Annotated in this window: 17 protein-coding genes and 2 riboswitches; of the genes, 2 read left to right on the plus strand and 15 right to left on the minus strand. The window is 68.2% G+C overall.

The genetic code is table 11. From position 1 onward, the window contains the following. Positions 1-31 precede the first annotated feature (31 nt). Positions 32-234, minus strand: a riboswitch (cobalamin riboswitch). Positions 235-305: 71 nt separating this feature from the next. Further along, positions 306-878 (plus strand): histidine phosphatase family protein, encoded by a 573-nt coding sequence (locus ACNJYD_RS25040; RefSeq protein WP_439363645.1) that lies wholly within the window; start codon positions 306-308, stop codon positions 876-878. Here the strand turns inward: ACNJYD_RS25040 and cobT are convergent. The 8 genes from cobT to cbiE all read right to left on the minus strand — a co-directional run bounded on the left by cobT (position 871) and on the right by cbiE (position 8065). Further along, the gene (gene cobT, locus ACNJYD_RS25045; RefSeq protein WP_439363646.1) at positions 871-1923 is read right to left on the minus strand and encodes a nicotinate-nucleotide--dimethylbenzimidazole phosphoribosyltransferase; all 1053 of its coding nucleotides are present in this window, start codon (positions 1921-1923) and stop codon (positions 871-873) included. The two genes, ACNJYD_RS25040 and cobT, sit on opposite strands and share 8 nt — an antisense overlap. Positions 1924-1933: 10 nt before the next feature. Next, the gene (gene cobF, locus ACNJYD_RS25050; RefSeq protein WP_439363647.1) at positions 1934-2683 is read right to left on the minus strand and encodes a precorrin-6A synthase (deacetylating); all 750 of its coding nucleotides are present in this window, start codon (positions 2681-2683) and stop codon (positions 1934-1936) included. Between the two features lie 39 nt (positions 2684-2722). Beyond that, positions 2723-3400 carry an energy-coupling factor ABC transporter permease gene (locus ACNJYD_RS25055; protein WP_439363648.1) on the minus strand — a complete coding sequence of 226 codons (678 nt, stop codon included), beginning with the start codon at positions 3398-3400 and terminating at the stop codon, positions 2723-2725. Positions 3401-3437: 37 nt separating this feature from the next. After that, positions 3438-3656, minus strand: a riboswitch (cobalamin riboswitch). Between the two features lie 45 nt (positions 3657-3701). Further along, the gene (gene cobA, locus ACNJYD_RS25060) at positions 3702-4433 is read right to left on the minus strand and encodes a uroporphyrinogen-III C-methyltransferase (RefSeq protein ID WP_172784384.1); all 732 of its coding nucleotides are present in this window, start codon (positions 4431-4433) and stop codon (positions 3702-3704) included. Next, the gene (locus ACNJYD_RS25065; protein ID WP_439363649.1) at positions 4430-5740 is read right to left on the minus strand and encodes a cobyrinate a,c-diamide synthase; all 1311 of its coding nucleotides are present in this window, start codon (positions 5738-5740) and stop codon (positions 4430-4432) included. The genes cobA and ACNJYD_RS25065 overlap by 4 nt, the downstream gene beginning before the upstream one ends. Then, positions 5740-6522, minus strand: a complete 783-nt coding sequence (cobM, locus tag ACNJYD_RS25070; protein WP_439363650.1) for a precorrin-4 C(11)-methyltransferase — start codon at positions 6520-6522, stop codon at positions 5740-5742. The genes ACNJYD_RS25065 and cobM overlap by 1 nt, the downstream gene beginning before the upstream one ends. Beyond that, a complete protein-coding gene (locus ACNJYD_RS25075; protein WP_439363651.1) occupies positions 6519-6887 on the minus strand; it encodes a cobalamin biosynthesis protein in 369 nt (122 codons plus the stop codon). Before ACNJYD_RS25075 ends, cobM begins: the two co-directional genes overlap by 4 nt. After that, positions 6884-8065 carry a precorrin-6y C5,15-methyltransferase (decarboxylating) subunit CbiE gene (gene cbiE, locus ACNJYD_RS25080; protein WP_439363652.1) on the minus strand — a complete coding sequence of 394 codons (1182 nt, stop codon included), beginning with the start codon at positions 8063-8065 and terminating at the stop codon, positions 6884-6886. Before cbiE ends, ACNJYD_RS25075 begins: the two co-directional genes overlap by 4 nt. On the opposite strand from cbiE, the gene ACNJYD_RS25085 reads away from it, so the two are divergent. Further along, positions 8064-8810 carry a cobalt-precorrin-6A reductase gene (locus ACNJYD_RS25085; protein ID WP_260383031.1) on the plus strand — a complete coding sequence of 249 codons (747 nt, stop codon included), beginning with the start codon at positions 8064-8066 and terminating at the stop codon, positions 8808-8810. The genes cbiE and ACNJYD_RS25085 overlap by 2 nt on opposite strands. On the opposite strand, the gene cobJ is transcribed toward ACNJYD_RS25085, so the two are convergent. The 7 genes from cobJ to ACNJYD_RS25120 are packed head-to-tail and all read right to left on the minus strand — an operon-like array spanning position 8786 to position 16708. Then, positions 8786-9520 carry a precorrin-3B C(17)-methyltransferase gene (gene cobJ, locus ACNJYD_RS25090; RefSeq protein ID WP_260383030.1) on the minus strand — a complete coding sequence of 245 codons (735 nt, stop codon included), beginning with the start codon at positions 9518-9520 and terminating at the stop codon, positions 8786-8788. The two genes, ACNJYD_RS25085 and cobJ, sit on opposite strands and share 25 nt — an antisense overlap. After that, positions 9517-10248, minus strand: a complete 732-nt coding sequence (locus tag ACNJYD_RS25095; RefSeq protein WP_439363653.1) for a precorrin-2 C(20)-methyltransferase — start codon at positions 10246-10248, stop codon at positions 9517-9519. Before ACNJYD_RS25095 ends, cobJ begins: the two co-directional genes overlap by 4 nt. Before the next feature lie 2 nt (positions 10249-10250). After that, positions 10251-10880 carry a precorrin-8X methylmutase gene (locus ACNJYD_RS25100; RefSeq protein ID WP_439363654.1) on the minus strand — a complete coding sequence of 210 codons (630 nt, stop codon included), beginning with the start codon at positions 10878-10880 and terminating at the stop codon, positions 10251-10253. Next, on the minus strand, positions 10880-12043 hold the full coding sequence (cobG, locus tag ACNJYD_RS25105; protein ID WP_439363655.1) for a precorrin-3B synthase: 1164 nt from the start codon (positions 12041-12043) through the stop codon (positions 10880-10882). Before cobG ends, ACNJYD_RS25100 begins: the two co-directional genes overlap by 1 nt. Further along, complete coding sequence (gene cobN / locus ACNJYD_RS25110; protein WP_439363656.1) at positions 12040-15288, minus strand: cobaltochelatase subunit CobN; 3249 nt, start codon at positions 15286-15288, stop codon at positions 12040-12042. Before cobN ends, cobG begins: the two co-directional genes overlap by 4 nt. Next, positions 15288-16337 carry a cobalamin biosynthesis protein CobW gene (cobW, locus tag ACNJYD_RS25115; protein WP_439363657.1) on the minus strand — a complete coding sequence of 350 codons (1050 nt, stop codon included), beginning with the start codon at positions 16335-16337 and terminating at the stop codon, positions 15288-15290. Before cobW ends, cobN begins: the two co-directional genes overlap by 1 nt. After that, positions 16334-16708, minus strand: coding sequence for a DUF1636 family protein (locus ACNJYD_RS25120; RefSeq protein WP_025035271.1), 375 nt, complete (start codon positions 16706-16708; stop codon positions 16334-16336). Before ACNJYD_RS25120 ends, cobW begins: the two co-directional genes overlap by 4 nt. Positions 16709-16727 lie beyond the last annotated feature (19 nt).

The following is a 16727-nucleotide window of genomic DNA, read 5'->3' on the forward strand; positions in this document are numbered from 1 at the left end:
AATGTCTGTACTCCCCGACCGACATCTTCGCGTGTGACCACGGCTGACGGCAGGTCTCCTGGCTCGCGGGTCGTGACCTCTTCGTCGCCTTCCCGGGACCGAGGACCCAGTGGCTCGTGACGAAGGATTCACCGCTCACAGTTGCGGGGGCAGCCGCGGCATTGGGGACAATTTTCCCCGCACCGCATTCCCTTTTCATTCCCTCTCGGGAAAACCGTCGCGAGCATCTAGGATTACCACCAAGACAGAGTCAATGTCCCAGTTGCGGCGTCGTGGCGACCGCACAAGCTTCCTTGGAGATGAGCATGGAAGGCGAGACCTTCCTCTGGTTGATACGGCACGCGGTTGTCGCGGGCGTAGCCGGGACGATCCATGCAGCCGATGCGCCGGCCGATCTCGGCGATCGCGCGGCATTGGCGGCTCTCAAGCAGCGCTTGCCCGCGGATGTCGCCGGCTATGCCAGCCCGTCGCGGCGCACGGTGGAGACGGCGCGCGCGCTGGGGCTGGAACCGGAGCTGGTCAGCGAATTCCGCGAGCAGGATTTCGGCGATTGGACCGGCCATCGGCATGACGAGCTCGCCGCGACCGGCGGCGAGATCTACGCGCAGTTCTGGCGCGATCTGGCGCGCGGACGGCCGCCGAACGGCGAAAGCTTTGCGGATCACGTCGCCCGCGTCCGCCTCGGCCTGTCGCGGATCGGCGCAGGCTCCGCGGCGCTGGTCGTCCATTCCGGCACCATCCGCGCCGCGCTCTGCATCGCGCTCGATCTCGCACCGGAAGCGGCGTTGCGCTTCGTGATCGATCCGTTGTCGCTGACCCGGATCGACCGGCTCGCCAGCGGCTGGCGCGTCGTCTCGGTCAATCAGCGGATCAGCTAGGCCGATCCGGTACGTTGGCCTGCGCAAAGGTCGCCATGCCGTTGTGAAGTGCGCAGGCCGAGCGCACCAGCGGCAGCGCAATGGCGGCGCCCGATCCCTCGCCGAGCCTGAGATCGAGGCTGATCAGCGGCTGCACGTTCAGCGCGCGCAACACCAGCCGATGTCCTTGCTCCGCCGATTGATGCGAGGGCAACAGGAACGGCTGGCAGGAGGGATTGAGCCGCGCCGCCGCCAGCGCCGCCACCGAGACGATAAAGCCGTCGATCAATACGGGAATGCGGCGTTGCGCGGCCGCGATGATGGCGCCCGAGATCGCCGCGATTTCGAGGCCGCCGACCGCGCACAGGATTGTCTCGACCGAGGCTCCGGCGACGCGATGGCGTGCGATCGCCGCATCGATCACCCGCGCCTTGTGTACGCGGCCGGCCGCATCGACGCCGGTGCCGCTGCCGGCGATCTCTTCGGCGCTCACACCGAGCAGGCTCGCAGCAATCGCAGCTGACGTCGTGGTGTTGCCGATCCCCATCTCGCCAAAGATCAAGAGATCAGGCCGGCCGGCCTCAGCGCGCGCCACCGCGCGCTGGCCGGCCTCAAAGGCGAAGACCAATTCCGCCGGGGTGAGCGCGGCCTCGACGCTGAAATCGCGCGTGCCGCTGCGCGGCTTGTCGGTGACGATCCCGGCCATCTGCACCTCGGACAGCGTGCCGGCGTCGACGACCTCGAGGCTCGAACCCAGCTCGCGCGCCAGCACCGAGATCGCGGCGCCTCCAGAGGCAAAATTCGCCATCATCGCGATGGTGACGGCTTGCGGATAGGCCGACACCCCCTGTGCGACGATGCCGTGGTCGCCCGCGAAGATGATGATCGGGACGCGCGCGGCGCGCGGCTGCTCGGTGGCCTGCAGGCCTGCGAGCTCGATCGCGAGCTGCTCCAGCCGGCCGAGCGCGCCCGTCGGCTTCGTCAGTTGCGCCTGCCGCGCAATGGCCGCCTCGCGATGGACCGCGGAGATTTCGGGGCAGTTCTGGGTGACCCATTCGGGAAGCATGCTGCCTCGCTCAACGCCTGCGTTTGAGAATGTAGCTGTCCATGATCCAGCCGTGCCGCTCACGTGCGTCCTGCCTCGCGGCGGCAATGCGCGAACCCACTTCGGTGAGCGCACCGGACATGAGGATCTGATCGGCCATGCCGAGATAGGCCCCCCACCAGATGTGAAGCCCAGCCGGATCGAGCGACTGGAACGCCGTGCCGCCGTCGAGCATCACCACGACTGTGTCGACGCCCTGCGGCCAGCCGCCTTCGCGCAAGCGCCGCCCCGTCGTGACCAGAAAGGGCTCGCCGATGTCGTTGAGCGGCAGCGCATGCGCCGCACACAGCGCCTGGATCGAGGTGATGCCGGGCACGACTTCGATTGTCGGCAACGGATTCAATCGCCGCGCAATGCGCAGCGAGGAATCGTAGAGCGACGGGTCGCCCCAGATCAGCAGCGCGACCTTGCCGTCACCGCCGAGATGGCTTGCAATGGTCCGCGACCACGTGGCGGCAACGGCATCGTGCCAATCGTCGACGCCCTTGCGATAGTCGGCCTCGGTCGCGTCGCGCACGGGAAGATCGAATTCGGCGATGCGCGTCGCCTTGTTGGTGAGCACGTCAGTGCAGATCGTCCGCCTGAGATCGGCGAGATCAGACTTCGCGCTCCCCTTGCGCGGGATCAGGACGAGATCGGCCGCGTTGATGGCGCGGGTCGCGGCGCGCGTGAGCTGCTCGGGATCGCCGCAACCGATGCCTATCAGAGAGAGCGTGAGCATCGGGCGTACGGGGCGACCATGACGGCCGCCCCTTGTCTCTTAAGCCGCGTTGTGCAGGCGAGGCGTGACGAGGCCAGGCGCGGTGACACCACGCAGAGACTTCGCCAGCGCCAGCACGGCAAGATCGGCCAGCGGCTCGATCACGATGACCAGTGCGTAGGACGCCGCGAACGTCGCGATGCTGGCGAGGTTGCTCATGGCGAAACCGGAACCATAGAGCGCCCAGAACGCCACCCAGGCGATCACGCCGGCCTGGTAGGTCGTCGAAAGCGCCAGCGCCTGCCGATACTTCAAATCAACATAGGCGCTGTTGCGCGAAATGATCCGGGCAGCGATTGCCTGGATCGCGAACAGCGGCACCAGCAGCGTGGTGACGTTCATGCCATATTGCGGGATGTCAGCGGGCTCGAAGAAAACGCCCTGGAGCAGCAGGCCGAGCGCAAGGCCGAAGGCCGCGGGAGCCGCGCCGAACAGCAGGAACAGTGTCGAGCCGAGAATGAAGTGCACCTCGGAGACGCCGACCGGGAAGTGCGGCAGGATCTCGAAGAAGGTGAAGACGAGAGCGGTGGTGGCGAGCGTCCGCGCCGCGAACGACACGACGCCCTGCTCGCGCACGGTCTCGACCGCAAGCTTCAAGGCAACGCCGCCTGCGGCGATTCCGGTTGCGTAACTCAACACGAGCTTGGCGCCCGTCACGACGCCGGGTTCGATATGCATGGCTCAATTCCTTCCTGCCGTCACACCCGACGGCCTTGGCCTCAACACGTGCACGGCCGGTCTCCTGGCTCGCGGTTCACTGGGTTCTCCGGCCTTCCCGGACCTTGCAGTCCAGTGGCGGTTCGGAGCCCCTCACCGCTTACAGTCGCGGGGGCGGCTGGGGTTTTGGGCGCCGCAACTTGGTCCGCCCATCCCCATTCCCGATTATGCTCCGGCGCTTTGCGCCGCGTCGAGCACCATGCCGCTCTTGTGTGCCCCTTTCGCATTGCGGGCGTCAAGGGGCGAACCGCTGCCGGAGCCGTCATGCCGGATATTCTCCCGCCAGCGCGCCGAACAGGATCACGGCGGCGGTGGAAGCGGCGCCGCCGCGGCCAAGCTGCTCGGCAAGCTCGGCAATCGTGGTACGGACCAGCCGTTCGTCGGGACGCCCGAGAGATTCGGCGAACAGCGCCGGGGTGCTGGGGGCGAGACCGTGCGCGATCAATTTTGCGGCAAGCGCCGGAAAAGTGCGCCGGCCCATATAGACCACGGTCGTGGCCTCGGGATCGGCCAGCGCGGCCCAATTCAAATTGGGCGGCAACTCGCCGGTGACATCAGCACCGGTGATGAACTGCACCCGGCGGGAGGTATGCCGCCGGGTCAAGGGAATGCCGGCCTCGGCGGCGGCGACACAGGCGGATGTGACGCCGGGAACGATCTCGTAGCCGATGCCGGCTTCGCGCAGTGTTTCCAGCTCCTCCTCGAGCCGACCGAAAATGCCGGCATCGCCGGACTTGAGGCGCACCACGCGCGCGCCGGTTGCGGCGTAGTCGACCAGGAGACGGTTGACGTGGTGCTGCTTGGTCGAAGGACGCCCGGCCCGCTTCCCCACCGCGACGAGATTGGCACCGGGCCGGGCGAGATCGAGGATCGCGCCGGAGGCAAGGTCGTCATAGAGCACGACATCGGCCTCGCGCAGCCGCGCGGCGCCCTTCACCGTGAGGAGCTCGGGGTCGCCGGGGCCGGCGGAGACGAAAGAGACAAAACCGCTCACCGGTCCTCCGCGATCAGATGGAAGAACGTGCCCGTGGCATGGCCACGGCGCGAGCCGGTCTCGGCGATGACCGCGCCGGTGGCGTCGTGCACGACGGCCAGTGGCGTATCGGGTTGGGCGAGGATGGTCGAATAGTGGAATTCGTGGCCGCGCAAGCGCGCGCCCGGCCGATGCCCCGGCATCGGCGCGGCGAGTTCGGCAAGACGATAGCCGAGATGCATGCGGCGCTTGGCAAAGCTGGTCTCCAGGCCGAGCAGTCCCGCCATCTCATGGCTGATACCGTCAGCGTCGGTGAGGCCTGCGCCCAGCACCATATAGCCTCCGCATTCGCCATGCACGGGCCGTGTCTCGGCGAAAGCGCGCAAGGAGCTGCGAAAGCGCGCATTGGCCGCGATCGTTCCGGCATGCAGCTCGGGATAGCCGCCCGGCAGCCAGCACACGTCGGCGCTCGCATCGGGCGCTTCGTCGGCCAGCGGCGAGAACGGCACGATCTCCGCGCCCGCCGCGCGCCAGGCTTCCAGCATATGCGGATAGACGAAGGAGAATGCCGCATCGCGGGCCAGCGCGATGCGCTGCCCGGGCGGCGTTACGTTCATGTCGTTCGCCGCAGCTTGCGGCGACCATTTGCCTGCCGATTGCAACACCGCATCGAGGTCGACGTGCTCCGCTACGAAGCGCGCAGCCTCGTCGATCAGCTTGCCGATCTCGGCCTGCTCCTCGGCCTGCACGAGGCCGAGATGCCGCTTCGGCAGGCTGATCTCGGCGTGACGCGGCAGCGCCCCGAACACTTTGATGCCGGCCTCGTTCAGCGCGCGCCGCACCAGATCCTCATGGCGCGGGCTGGCGACGCGATTGAGTACGACGCCGGCGAGGCGCACACCGGCGCGGTAATCGCGAAGGCCCGCGGCGATCGCTGCCGCAGTCTGCGCCTGGCCGGAAGGGTCGATCACCAGAACCACCGGCCAGCCCAGCATCTCCGCGACATCAGCAGTCGCTCCCGTGCCGGAAACACCGCGCGCAGCGACACCGTCGAACAGGCCCATCGATCCCTCGGCGAGCACGACATCGGCATCGGCGGCACGGCTGACGAGATGCGCGATGGTGCCGCGATCCATCGCCCAGCTGTCGACGTTGACCGAGGCACGCCCCGTGGCCGCGGCGTGGAAGGCGGGATCGATGTAGTCGGGCCCGCTCTTGAAGCACTGCACGTTCAAGCCGCGATGGCGCCAGGCGCGGGCGAGCGCCAGCGTCAGCGTGGTCTTGCCGACGCCGGAGGCCGGCGCGGAGATGACGAGGCTCGCAGGCATCACGACGCCTCCGGAAAGCGCGGCTCGGCACCGACGGGCCGGTAGCGGCGGTCGTAATCGGCGGCGTAGAGGCGGCTCTCGTCGAAATCGGCCGCGCCAAGCGTCTTGCCGACCAGGATCAACGCCGTGCGCTCCATTTCGGCACCCACGGCCGCATCGAGCGTTGCCAGCGTCGCGCGCACAATGCGCTGCTCCGGCCAGCTCGCGCGCCAGACGATCGCGACCGGGCAATCCGCGGCGTAATGCGGCGTCAGCTCGGCGACGACCTGGTCGAGCAGGTGGATCGACAGGTGAATCGCGAGCACCGCGCCGGTCGCGGCGAACGCGGCGATCTTCTCGCCCTCGGGCATCGCGCTGGCGCGGCCCGGCGTGCGCGTCAGCACGACCGTCTGAGCAAGACCGGGCAGCGTCAGCTCGGTTTCCAGTGCCGCTGCGGCAGCCGAGAATGAGGGAACGCCGGGTGTCACCGTGTAGGGAATCCCAAGCGCGCGCAAACGGCGGAGCTGCTCGCCCATCGCGGACCAGATCGAGAGATCGCCGGAATGCAGCCGCGCGACGTCCTGGCCTGCCGCATGTGCGGCTGCGATCTCGGCGATGATCTCGTCGAGCGACATTGGGGCGGTGTTGACGATCCGCGCTCCCGGCGGGCAATGCGCCAGCACGCCCTCCGGCACCAGCGAGCCGGCATAGAGGCAGACCGGACAGGCCGCGATCAGATCGCGGCCGCGCAAGGTCAGCAAGTCAGGCGCGCCCGGGCCGGCGCCGATGAAATGCACCGTCATGGGCCGTCTCCTTCGGCAATCGCGGCGGTCGCGGTGCGATCCTGCGAGACAACGCGTGTCACAATGAGCCGCGCCCGAGGGCCAGCCGCAGCGAGTGCTGCGGCCTCGGCGACCGATCCCGTGCCGAACCCTTCGGTGATCCGCTGCGACTGCGTCGGCGTATCAATACCGGCCAACGCGTCGGCCGGGACAGCCTTGATCGGAACGCCACACTCCCGCGCGAGCTGCTGCAGCGCCTCTGCATCGGCCTTGTCGCCGACGGTTGCCACGGCCGCAAGACCGTCGGGACCGCCGGCCGCCACAAGCGCCTCCCGTAACGAGGCCAGCGTCACATTTTTCTTGAATCCGAGCCCGGCGACCTTCATCGGACCGTACTCCATTGCACCACCGGCCGCGTCGCCTCCCACGCGCGGTAACGACCGAGCGGAGCGGAATGCGCGATCTCGACCCGCATCAACTCGCCGCCATGCTGTTGATGCAGCTGGCCGAGCAGCGCTTCCGTCTCCAACGTCACGGCATGGGCCACGAACCGCGTGCCGGGCGTAATCCGCGACCAGACAGCTTCGAACATCGCGATATCGAAGCCGCCCCCGACGAACACAGCATCCGGCCGGTCCAGCGCAGCGAGCGCGTCGGGCGCGGTGCCCGCAACAACCGTGATCTTGTGTTCCACCCCGAACGCCTCCGCATTGCTGCGGATGTTGGCGGCGCGATCCTCGCGCGCTTCGACGGCAATCGCTGACCCGCCCCCCAATGCCCATTCTACCGAGATCGACCCCGAGCCCGCACCGATGTCCCACAACCTCCTGCCAGGGCATGGACCGAGTGCCGAGAGCGCCAAGGCGCGCATCGGCCGCTTGGTGATCTGACCGTCGTGAGCAAAGAGAACATCCGGTAGTCCCGAACTGCGAGAGAGACCGTTCGCCCCTCTTGCCTCCAGCGCGACAGCAACGAGGCTTCCGGCGGAAACGCGCGTATAGGTCTCCGCGTGAAACTTGCGCACCTTTTCATGGGGTCCGCCAAGCGCGGCGAGGGTCCAGAATAGCGAAACACCCCATCCGCGCTCCGTCAGCCACCTCGCGAGATCAACGGCGGCCTTGCCGTCTCGCACGAGACAGATGATCCGCGCGCCATCCGCCAGATGGGGTACAAGCCGTTCGAACGGCGCGGCATGAAGGCCGAGGCAAACGGCGGATTCGAGCCGCCAGCCCAACCGCGCCGCGGCGAGGGAGAAGGTCGATGGCGCGGGGTGCGCGATCCACTCATTGGCATTGAGCTTCTCGGCGAGAGTAGCGCCGGCGCCGTGCCAGAACGGATCGCCGGAGGCGAGCACCACCGTCGGTCGGCCGCGGCAGCTCAGCACGACATTCGCATCGAACGGCACCGGCCACGGCCGGCCGCGGCTGCCAACCTCGGCAAGCGCGAGATGGCGCTCGCCGCCGAACACGGTTTCGGCCTTGGCAAGCGCCTTTCGGCTTGCCTCCGACAGCCCGGCAAGGCCATCTTCGCCGATACCGATGATGGTCAGCCAGGGTTCACTCATGATTCGCGCCCTCGTTCTGGGCGGAACGGCCGATGCGAGCCTGCTCGCCGCGGAGATCGCGCGCGCCGGCATCGACGCCGTCTATTCCTATGGCGGCCGCACCCGCGCGCCGGCCGATCAACCGCTGCCGACCCGCATCGGCGGTTTTGGTGGCGTGAGCGGGCTGGCCGACTACATCCGCCGCGAAGGCATCACCCATGTGATCGATGCGACGCATCCCTTCGCCGCAGAAATGAGTCGCAACGCCGTCGAGGCGTGCGCGGAAACCGGCACGCCGTTGCTTGCGCTGGAGCGCGCGCCCTGGATCAAGGCACCCGCCGACACCTGGATCGAGGTGGCGGATGTCAACGCTGCCGTCGCCGCGCTGCCTGACGCCGCTGCAAACGTGTTCCTCGCCATCGGCCGCCAGCACATTGCGCCATTCGCGACGAAGCCGCAGCACGCCTACACGCTGCGCTTCGTCGATCCGCCCGACGCGCCCCTGCCCTTCGCGGCCGATGTGATCGTGTCGCGCGGCCCGTTCACCTTCGACGGCGAGCTGAACATGCTGCGCACACGCGGCATCGGCTGGATCGTCGCCCGCAATTCCGGCGGCGACGGCGCGCGCGCCAAGATCGATGCGGCCCGCGGGCTCGGCCTTCCCGTAATCATGATCTCGCGACCAGAGCTGCCCGAGCGCCGACGGGCCGAGCGCGTCAGTGACGTGATGCAATGGCTCGGTCATTCTGCCCGCCTCGGCGCATAGACCCAGCGGCCGACACGGCGTGTCTGCGAATTGCCGACGATCACCAGCGTGCGCATGTCGGCCATCTCGGGCCGCGCCTCTTTCAGCGTAACGGTCACGATCTTCTCGTCAGCCGCACTGATCGCGCGCGCGAAGATCACGAGACGCTCGCCGCAGCCCGCCTCGCGAAGCACTGCCAGCGCCCGGCCGAATCCTTCCGGCCGGCTTGCCGAGCGCGGATTGTACATCGCGATGGCAAAATCGGCTTCCGCCGCAAGGCGCAGCCGTTTCTCGATCACCGCCCAGGGCTTGAGGTTGTCGGAAAGGTTGATCGCGCAGAAATCATGGCCGAGCGGCGCGCCGGCGCGTGCCGCCGCCGCCAGCATCGCGGTGACGCCCGGCAGCACGCGGATCGGCAGATCCCGCCATTGCGGCGCCCGTTCGAGCGCCTCGAACACGGCCGAGGCCATCGCGAACACGCCGGGATCGCCGGAGGAGACGACCACGACCTGCCCGCCTTCAGCGGCAAGCCGCAGGGCTTCGCTCGCACGTTGCAGCTCTTCGCGATTGTCGGAGGGATGCAGGGTGAGCCCAGGCCGCGGCGGCACGCGCGAAACATAGGGCGCATAACCCAGAATATCGGTCGCCGTCGCGAGCGCGGCCGTGACCTCGGGCGTCACCAACGCGTCGCTGCCCGGCCCGAGGCCCGCGATGGTGAGCGTGCCTGTCATTCGGCGGCGCCCAGATGCCGGCCCTTGCCGTGCACGAGCACGATCGCGAAATAGGGACAATCGGCCGCATCGATCTCGGCGAGCCGCTCCACCCGCTCGTCCGGCATGGTGCCGCGCTCGACCAGCCAGGCATCGTCCAGCCGCCCGGCAGCTGCGAGCGCACGGCGCACCTTTGCGAGATTGCGGCCGGTCTTCATGATGACCAGCGCATCGGAATCGCGCATGCGCCGTTCGAGCTCGTCTTGGGGTAGCGTCCCCATCAGCACCGTCGTGACGTCGTCACCGAGCGCGATCGGCTGGCCGACCCCGTTCCAGCAACCGACCATGCCGGGAATGCCGGCGATCACCTCGATCTCGACGCGGCCCTGCAGGCGCGTGTGCAGATGCATGAACGATCCATAGAAATAGGGATCGCCCTCGCAGAGCACGACGACGTCGACCGCGCGCGACAGCCGCGCAAGGCGCTCCGCCCATTCGTCGTAGAAGCCTGCGAGCAGCTGCACGTATTCGGGGCTGTCGAAAGCGATCTCCGTCGTCACAGGATATTCCATGGGATATTCGGTGACGCCGCCTGCCAGCATGCCCTCGACGATGCGGCGCGCCTGTCCCGGCCTGCCCTTCTTGCGGAAATAGGCGACGTGGCTGGCGCCGCGCACCGTGCGATCGGCACGCACGCTCATCAAGTCGGGATCACCGGGGCCGAGACCGCAGCAGATGATGCGTCCCATCTCTATTCGCTCCGGCTCGCCAGCGCGTTCACGGCAGCAACCGTGATGGCGGAGCCGCCGAGGCGGCCGTCGACGGTCAGCGCCGGCGCCGGCGGATCGGCCATCAGCGCGGCCTTGGACTCGGCCGCGCCGACGAAGCCGACAGGACAGCCGATGATCGCTGCCGGCCGCGGACAGTCGCGATCCTCCAGCATGTTGAGCAGATGAAACAGCGCGGTCGGCGCATTGCCGATCGCGACGATCGCGCCGTTAAGATACGGTCGCCATAGTTCCAGCGCCGCGGCCGAGCGCGTGTTGCGCATGGACTGCGCGAGCCCGGGCACGGCGGGATCGCCGAGCGTGCAGATCACGGCATTGTCCGCGGGCAATCTCGCGCGCGTAATGCCTTCGGACACCATGCGCGCGTCGCACAGGATCGGCGCACCCTTCTGCAAGGCCGCGCGCGCGGCAGTCGCCATACCGGGCGTGAAGCGGATATACGCTTCCAGACCGACCATGCCGGCGGCATGGATCATCCGCACCACCACCTGCTCCTCGTCCGGCGTGAAGCGCGCAAGATCGGCCTCGGCCCGGATGGTCGCAAAAGATTGCCGGTAGATCGCCGCGCCATCGGTCTCGTAGGTGTGCGGCATCAGTTCCCTCCGACCAGGATGGAGGGATCCCTGACGATGTCGGCGCCGTTCAGCCCGCGCAGGATCGGCGCGTCGCGGGCCGAGCCGTCGCGGACGAGATCGAACCCGGCACGCGTCGCAATCAGCGTGACCGCAGCCGCGCCGGAATGGGCGCAGCCCTTGCCGCAGCCGGAGACGTGCAGCCGCGCATCGGCGGCGATGCGCGGCGCCAGCGCTGCTGCCAGCGCGCGCGTATCGGCATGGGCTTCGCGGCAGCGCGGCGCGCCGCTGCAGGCAATGACGCGCAGCGCCGGGTCATAGGGCTCGGTGATGAGCCCCGCCCCGCTCGGCATCTCGCGCTTGCCCTCACTGAGCACCATCCGCCAGGGGGTCATGCGCAGCGCATGGCCGCAGGCAGAGAATTGATGAAGTGTCGCGTGCAGCATCTGCCCGAACGCGACACCGACCATCGCGCCTTGCGGATAGGGCCCGGGCCGCACCGCGGCCATCACGGGGGCCGGCTCGGTCTCGCCGCGCAACGATTGAGGCAACACGGCACCGGATGCGACGTGGGCTGCCATGCGCCCGCGCCCGTCCTTCGCACCGCCGGAGATGATGAACCAGCTTGCGAGCGCCAGCGCCGCGCTCACAGCCTGGCCGCGATCGACGGAGCGGCCGAGCTTGGCGCCGTCGGCCCGCACGAGGAGACCGCCCGAGCGGTCGCGCTCGATGCGGATGTCGGCGGAATCGGCGGCGAGAACGCGCGACCGTCCGTCATCGATGGCGAAGCCGAACTTGGTGGGAAGCGCAAGGCCGGAATGGACAAGCGCCTCCTCGAGCTCCGCCGCAAGCGACTGTGTTTCGTCACCGCTGCTCCAGAACGGCGTCACCAGGATGTTGCGCCTGGCTTCGATGTCGGCGTCGGGATCTAGCAGTGCCAGTCGCGCAAGACCGTCGAGCAACGGCCGATGGCCGTCCTCTTTGACACCCCTGATCTGCAGATTGGCCCGGCTCGTGACGTCGACCAGACCATTGCCGAAGCGCTCGGCGAGTTCCGCAAGCCCGGAGATTTGCGGCGCTTCAAGGCGCCCGCCGAACGGACGCACGCGCACCACGAGCCCGTCGCCCGATTGCATCGGGCGCAGCGCGCCGGGACACCAGCCCTTGACTGTGGCCGCGCTCATGACGCCTCCTTTAGCGCCGCTGCAATCGAATTGCGGCGGGTTCGCCAGAGCGAGGCTTCGTGCAGGTGCGTGAAGCAGTTTTCCATTGCGGCGAGCGCCGCCGGATTTTCGTGCGCCATGAAGGCGCGGACGTCGTCGTTGCCGAGTGTCGCGTAGTAATAGAGGTCGAACAGATGCGGCGGCACGGCGCCAGCGAGATGCGCGAACGCCGCCATGTGCTCCAGCGTCGCGGTGATCTCGGCGGCGCCACGAAAGCCATGGCGCACCATGCCGGCGATCCAGGCCGGATTGGCCGCGCGTGCCCGGACGACCCGTGAGATCTCCTCCGTCAGCGTGCGCGCATGCGGCTCGCCGGGCCGTGTCGCATCGAGGTGATAGAGCGACGGCGCGCCCGCGCCGAGATGCGCGGCTGCCGCAGCGACACCTGCCTCATGCGCGGCATAATCGGCGGCGAGCAGCAGATCGGTTTCGGGCACGTCCTGGACATGGACAAAAGCGTCGGCGGACGTGAGACGCTGTTCAATACCTGCGCGATCCGGCTGCATCGCGCCATCGGCAGAGAACGCCCAGGACGACGCCGACAGCCAGGCTTCGCCGGCGGCCTCGCGCGTCTCCGGCGTGAACGCATCCGGGATAGCCGAGAGCCCGACGCCGTATTGTCCGGGCCGCGGCGCGAACACGCGGGACGCGCGGTGGCGATACGGATTCTCCTCACCCTCTTCTTCTCGCGACGCAAGCGCTTCGGAGGCGGCTTCGAACAATTGCGCCAGACCCGCGAAGACATCGCGGAACAGGCCGGATACGCGCAGCGTGACGTCGATGCGCGGACGGCCGAGCTCGGCCGGCGCGATGATGTCGTAGCCGGTGACGCGGCCGGACGCATGATCCCAGCGCGGCGCAAGGCCGGCCAGATGCAGCGCCATCGCAAACTCCTCACCGGCGGTACGCATCGTCGCCGAGCCCCAGAGGTCGACCACGAGCCCTTTCGGCCAGTCGCCGTGATCCTGCAAGTGACGACGCAGCAGCTCTTCAGCAAGCTTGATGCCTTGCGCATGCGCCGACGGCGTCGGCACCGCGCGCGGGTCGACGGCGAAGAGATTGCGCCCCGTCGGCAGCACGTCCTGTCGACCCCGATAGGGCGAGCCCGATGGTCCCGGTGCAACGCGCTGTCCGGCGAGCGCGGCACGCAACGCATCCCGCTCCGCTTCGCCGCAGGCGCCGCGGCCGAACACGTGCAGGCCGTCGCCGAACTGGCTCTCCTTGAGGTCGCAAACGAAGCGATCGATCCGCGGGATCGCTTCGGCCGGCGCGGCCGATGCTTCGAGACCGAGATCCTCTTCGAGGCCGGCTGCCCGCGCCTCGTCGCGGATCGCCGCGATCAGGCGCTGACGACGGGCGGGATCGAGACCGTCAGCGGTCGAATATTCATCGAGCAGCCGTTCGAGCCGGCGCAAAGCTCCCGGCACCGCGGATGTCTCAAGTGGCGGCGGCAGATGGCCGATCGTGACCGCGCCGATGCGCCGCTTGGCCTGCGCGGCCTCGCCGGGATCGTTGACGATGAAGGGACAGACGACGGGGAGATCGCCGATCAGCGCTTCCGGCCAGCACGCTCGCGACAGCGCCACGGATTTCCCGGGCAGCCATTCCAGCGTGCCATGTGCGCCCACATGCACGACGGCATCGCAGCCCTGCTGCCTGAGCCAGAGATAGAACGCGACATAGGCGTGGCGCGGCGTGCGGGCGAGATCGTGATAGTCGGCATCGCGCGAGGCCGCATCGCCGCGCTCGGGCTGGACCGCGATGATTGACTTGCCACACTGAATCGCGGCGAAGTGGAACGCGCCGTCGCAGCAGCTCGGATCATCCTCCACCGCGCCCCAGGCTTGCCCGAGATCGTCCTGAAGAGATTGCGGAAGACGCGAGAGTTCTGCGCGATAATCGGCGACGCTCCAGGTCAAACTCTGCTTCAACAGTTTCTCGCCGAGCGCATCGACCGACGCAACGTCGAAGCCGAGCTCCGCGATATCGGAGATCAACGCCTCGACCGACGCCAGCGCATCGAGACCAACGGCGTGCGCGATCTGGTGCGGACGGCCCGGATAGTTCGAGAGCACGATCGCCAGCCGCTTCTCACTGATCGGCTTCTCCGCGAGGCGCCGCCAGGCCGCGACGCGCGCGGCAACGGCGTTGACGCGCTCCTCGTCGGGCCTGTGCGCCAGGTGCGCGAACTGCAGATCGGGATCGTGCTCTGCCGCCGATTTGAAGCTCACCACGCCCGCGAACAGGCGGCCGTCGACTTCGGGCAGGACCACATGCATTGCCAGATCGCCGGGCGACAGGCCGCGCAGCGATTCCGCCCAATCCTCGCGCCGCGCCGTCGAGAGCGCGACCTGGAATACCGGACAGGACGCGGCATCGAATGGCGTCGTGCCGTCATCGCCAAGGGCCGAAAACGCCGTCGCATTGACGATCGCCGCCGCAGGATGTTGCGCCAGATGCGCGCGCAGCCAGTCGGCAACGCCTGGCGCCTTCAGCGAGGTGACGAACACGCCGTAGGCGTCAAATCCCTTCTCGCGCAGCGCGGCAATCAACGCGTCAACCGGCCCGGTATCGGCGGCCGTGAGATAGGAGCGATAGAACGTCACGAATGCGCGCGGCTTCCCCTCGCCGCCCGCAGGCGCAGCGATGACACCGCGTACGGGATCATAGAATCCCATCTCGGGCACGGTCATCTCTCCGATGACCGGGCCGGCATAAAGGCCGGAGGCGAGCGCGAGCTGCGCGATCGCGGCTTGCGCTGCGACTGGGCCGCCAGTGTCGCAGAGCACCTTGAGCCGACGCAGCGTCGAGACCGGCAGGGTCGAGTACGCATCCAACCGCGTGTCGTCGCGGCTGTCCGCCGGCAGCACGGCGAGCACGATGTTATGCTCCTTCGCGAGTTGCTGGAGCGCCGCAAGCCCGTACGCCCAATAGGACTCCCCGCCGATCAGGCGCACCAATATGCCGCGCGCCTGGGACAGCGTGCGCTCGATATAGGTGTCAACCGACAGCGGATGACGCAGCTCCGCGAGATTGGCGAGCCGCAGCGACGGCAGGCTGCCCCGGCCACGCCGCCAGCCCGCCGCAAACGCGGCAAGGTCGGAATCCGAATACGAGAGCACCACGAGATCGGCCGGGTCCTGGCCGATGTCTCTTGGCGTCGCGATCTCCTCGAGACCGCGGCTCTCGCGGAAGACGACGTGCATCAGATGCCAGATCCTGAAAGACCAAGTCCTGCCTTGATGGCGGCCTCGTCGATATCGCCGTGCTCGCCGATCACGACGAGCTTGGACTGCCTGTGACCCGCGCCCCATGGCTTGTCGAACTGGTGGCGCACGCGCTCACCGACCGCCTGCAGCAACAGCCGCATCGGCTTGCCAGCGACCGCGATGTAGCCCTTGGCCCGCAGCACGTTCTGCTCGCGCGCCAGCTTCTGCACCGATGCGACCAGCGCCTCGATATCCGCCACCTCCGGAAGGTCGATCACGACGGAGGCGAAATCATCATGCTCGTGCTCTTCCTCGCCGTCATGATGCGAGGGGCGCGCGGCGAGATCATTCTCGGCGGCAGCGCCGAGACCGAGGATGACGCGCGCATCGATCGCACCGTCGGTCACCGGCAGCATCGGCACGCGGCGCGGCATCTCGGCGGTGATCGCCGCCTTTGCGGCTTCGATTCCCGCCGCGCCCGCAAGGTCGGCCTTGGTCAGCAGCACGATGTCGGCGCAGGCGATCTGGTCTTCGAACACCTCCGACAGCGGCGTCTCGTGATCGAGATTTTCGTCCGCCGCGCGCTGCGCTTCGACCGCAGCCGGATCCGGCGCGAAGCGGCCGGCCGCGACAGCCTCGGCGTCGGCCAGCGCAATCACGCCGTCGACCGTGATGCGCGAGCGGATCTCCGGCCAGTCGAACGCCTTCAAGAGCGGCTTCGGCAATGCCAGGCCGGAGGTCTCGATCAGGATGTGATCGGGCCGCACCGGCCGCGCCAGCAATTGCTCCATCGTCGGAATGAAATCATCGGCCACCGTGCAGCAGATGCAGCCATTGGCGAGCTCGACGATGTTCTCCTCCGGGCAGTTCGCATCGGCGCAAGACTTCAGGATCTCGCCATCGACGCCCTCGCTGCCGAACTCGTTGACGAGCACCGCGAGCTTCTTGCCGCCGGCATTGCTGAGCAGATGCTGGATCAGCGTCGTCTTGCCGGAGCCGAGGAAACCGGTGACCACCGTAACCGGGACTTTTGCGAGCGAGTTCATTCAGCGGCCTCCGGCACGACGGCAATGGGGGGAATGCGGGCAAGCGACTGCTTGCGGAAGATTTCGGGACGGCTGCGCCAGGGCACGATGCCATCGGGCGCGGCAGCGTAGGCAGCGGCGCCTGCGACCACGTCCTGTGCGTTCGCATCGGACAGGCGACCATAGACATAGGACCAGCGGCCGGGCGCGCTGAGCGCGACCGAGCAGCCCTGGCTGCAGGCCGACAGGCATTCGACGGGAACCACGCTGACGCCCTCCGGCACGCCGGCCTCGAGGATCGCGCCGTGCAGGCGCTTGCCGGGCGTCGTCTCGCCCTCGCCCAGCGTCTGGCCGGCGCGGCAGGTGATGCAGACATGAAGTGTGACGGTCATCGCCTCTTCCAGATAACAG

Origin of the sequence: Bradyrhizobium sp. SPXBL-02 (genome assembly GCF_051853065.1) — a bacterium.
Classification (GTDB): Bacteria; Pseudomonadota; Alphaproteobacteria; order Rhizobiales; family Xanthobacteraceae; genus Bradyrhizobium.

What these genes read in the sequence shown, in the direction of transcription:
- ACNJYD_RS25040 (WP_439363645.1), top strand. Translation starts at nt 306, where the DNA reads ATGGAAGGCGAGACCTTCCTCTGGTTGATACGGCACGCGGTTGTCGCG.
- ACNJYD_RS25055 (WP_439363648.1), bottom strand. Translation starts at nt 3,400, where the DNA reads ATGCATATCGAACCCGGCGTCGTGACGGGCGCCAAGCTCGTGTTGAGT.
- cobJ (WP_260383030.1), bottom strand. Translation starts at nt 9,520, where the DNA reads ATGACAGGCACGCTCACCATCGCGGGCCTCGGGCCGGGCAGCGACGCG.
- cobF (WP_439363647.1), bottom strand. Translation starts at nt 2,683, where the DNA reads ATGCTCACGCTCTCTCTGATAGGCATCGGTTGCGGCGATCCCGAGCAG.
- ACNJYD_RS25095 (WP_439363653.1), bottom strand. Translation starts at nt 10,248, where the DNA reads ATGGGACGCATCATCTGCTGCGGTCTCGGCCCCGGTGATCCCGACTTG.
- ACNJYD_RS25120 (WP_025035271.1), bottom strand. Translation starts at nt 16,708, where the DNA reads ATGACCGTCACACTTCATGTCTGCATCACCTGCCGCGCCGGCCAGACG.
- cobW (WP_439363657.1), bottom strand. Translation starts at nt 16,337, where the DNA reads ATGAACTCGCTCGCAAAAGTCCCGGTTACGGTGGTCACCGGTTTCCTC.
- ACNJYD_RS25085 (WP_260383031.1), top strand. Translation starts at nt 8,064, where the DNA reads ATGATTCGCGCCCTCGTTCTGGGCGGAACGGCCGATGCGAGCCTGCTC.
- ACNJYD_RS25100 (WP_439363654.1), bottom strand. Translation starts at nt 10,880, where the DNA reads ATGCCGCACACCTACGAGACCGATGGCGCGGCGATCTACCGGCAATCT.
- ACNJYD_RS25075 (WP_439363651.1), bottom strand. Translation starts at nt 6,887, where the DNA reads ATGAAGGTCGCCGGGCTCGGATTCAAGAAAAATGTGACGCTGGCCTCG.
- cobN (WP_439363656.1), bottom strand. Translation starts at nt 15,288, where the DNA reads ATGCACGTCGTCTTCCGCGAGAGCCGCGGTCTCGAGGAGATCGCGACG.
- cbiE (WP_439363652.1), bottom strand. Translation starts at nt 8,065, where the DNA reads ATGAGTGAACCCTGGCTGACCATCATCGGTATCGGCGAAGATGGCCTT.
- cobG (WP_439363655.1), bottom strand. Translation starts at nt 12,043, where the DNA reads ATGAGCGCGGCCACAGTCAAGGGCTGGTGTCCCGGCGCGCTGCGCCCG.
- ACNJYD_RS25065 (WP_439363649.1), bottom strand. Translation starts at nt 5,740, where the DNA reads ATGCCTGCGAGCCTCGTCATCTCCGCGCCGGCCTCCGGCGTCGGCAAG.
- cobM (WP_439363650.1), bottom strand. Translation starts at nt 6,522, where the DNA reads ATGACGGTGCATTTCATCGGCGCCGGCCCGGGCGCGCCTGACTTGCTG.
- cobT (WP_439363646.1), bottom strand. Translation starts at nt 1,923, where the DNA reads ATGCTTCCCGAATGGGTCACCCAGAACTGCCCCGAAATCTCCGCGGTC.